Origin of the sequence: Halomonas sp. (assembly GCF_052095765.1) — a bacterium.
In the GTDB taxonomy this organism is placed as follows: Bacteria; Pseudomonadota; Gammaproteobacteria; order Pseudomonadales; family Halomonadaceae; genus Halomonas.
The window spans coordinates 24,529-25,868 of sequence record NZ_JBQDJZ010000032.1 but is presented as its reverse complement, the minus strand read 5'-3'; the positions used below and the strand labels follow the sequence as shown (position 1 = coordinate 25,868).

The 1,340-nt window shown below is 58.0% G+C and carries 2 protein-coding genes and 1 pseudogene; 1 reads left to right on the top strand and 2 read right to left on the bottom strand.

Features of this window, described 5'->3' with window-relative positions:
* Positions 1 to 51: 51 nt before the first annotated feature.
* Together ACTH3D_RS06120 and ACTH3D_RS06115 are read right to left on the bottom strand one after the other, a co-directional pair.
* A pseudogene (locus ACTH3D_RS06120) lies at positions 52 to 462 on the bottom strand (magnesium chelatase domain-containing protein); the annotation flags it as partial.
* 77 nt (positions 463 to 539) lie between these two features.
* Positions 540 to 890, bottom strand: a complete 351-nt coding sequence (locus ACTH3D_RS06115; RefSeq protein ID WP_441666178.1) for an accessory factor UbiK family protein — start codon at positions 888 to 890, stop codon at positions 540 to 542.
* Positions 891 to 1,221: 331 nt separating this feature from the next.
* Here ACTH3D_RS06115 and ACTH3D_RS06110 point away from each other — a divergent pair.
* The coding region (locus ACTH3D_RS06110) for a P-II family nitrogen regulator (protein WP_441666180.1) at positions 1,222 to 1,340 on the top strand (119 nt) is incomplete at its 3' end.

Sequence of the window (1,340 nt, the reverse complement as noted above, 5' to 3'; positions counted from 1 at the left end):
CGAGGCTCAAATGATCGCTTAAGTTGGTGTCCACTAATGCTGGGTAAGATCAATCAGCTGATGCCCTGCACGGCGTGTGGCCAGCGCGAAGGGCAGCACACCCTGCACCGCACGCAAGCCACCATCCAGCGCCAGCTCTCCGGCACACTCGATGCCATCGAGCGCCTCGGCGGGAATCTGCCCCGAGGCCACCAGCAAGCCCAGCGCAATCGGCAGATCAAAACGCCCGCCGTCCTTGGGCAAGTCGGCGGGCGCAAGATTCAGCGTGATGCGGCGCAGCGGAAATTCAAAGCCAGCATTGATCAGGGCGCTACGCACCCGTTCGCGACTTTCCTTAACCGCAGCTTCCGGCAGGCCAACCAGCGTGATACCCGGCAGGCCGTTGGCCAGATGCACTTCCACCAACACCTCGGGGGCCTCAAGGCCAAGGCCGGCCCGGGTGCGAATTATCGCTAGCGTCATCAGCGTTCCCTCGCTTGGTTATGCTCAGAGCCTAGTCCAGAGCAGCGCGGGACGCGCGAAAGACGCGTGACGACCTGTCACTCCTGAGGCTGGGTTGGTGCCTTTTTGGCGTCGGCTTCATGCTTTGCTTCGGTGCCAACAGCAATGGGCTCAGGGGCGGCGGTGCCTGTCGCAGCGCCTGACTGAGCCTCCAGGACCGCCTCCAGCGCAACCACCTGTTTTTCCAGCGCTTCAACCCGGCTGCGGGTGCGCTGCAGCACATCCATCAGGATGTCGAAGTCTTCACGGGATACCAGCTCGAGCCGGTCAAAGGCACTGCGCACAACCTGCTGAACGCCCTTCTGGGCTTCTTCTGGCGCCTGTGAAAAATCCTGCAAGCGCTCGCCGACCTGCTGGGCTAAACGATTGAGTCGATCCTGACTGATCATGATTCAGCCTCCTGAACGATACCTGAACAATAGATAAATGTGCCTGCCCACAGGATACGCAAGGCTCGCCTTCGGTGCATGTCTGTTGTGCCCTCTGCTGCGCAATAGCGCAGGGCAGGACGTCATAAGCACCAGGTTGGTGCATAGACGCCTGTCGATCCGCTTGCGCTCTCCTTCTCTTACCAGATTTCACTGTAAATATCGCGATATCTAGATCATAAGCTGTTGATTAACAAACAACATATTGGATAAGTGGCACAAATAATGCATTAACTTAGCGAACCACCCTCGCTGCGGCGCTAGCCGTTTACGTTACCCCGGGAGAATCGTGATGAAACTGATTACCGCCATCATCAAGCCATTCATGCTCGACAATGTTCGTGAGGCACTGGCTGACACCGGCGTGCAAGGTATTACTGTCACCGAAGTCAAAGGCTTCGGACGCCAAAA

What these genes read in the sequence shown, in the direction of transcription:
- ACTH3D_RS06115 (WP_441666178.1), bottom strand. Translation starts at nt 890, where the DNA reads ATGATCAGTCAGGATCGACTCAATCGTTTAGCCCAGCAGGTCGGCGAG.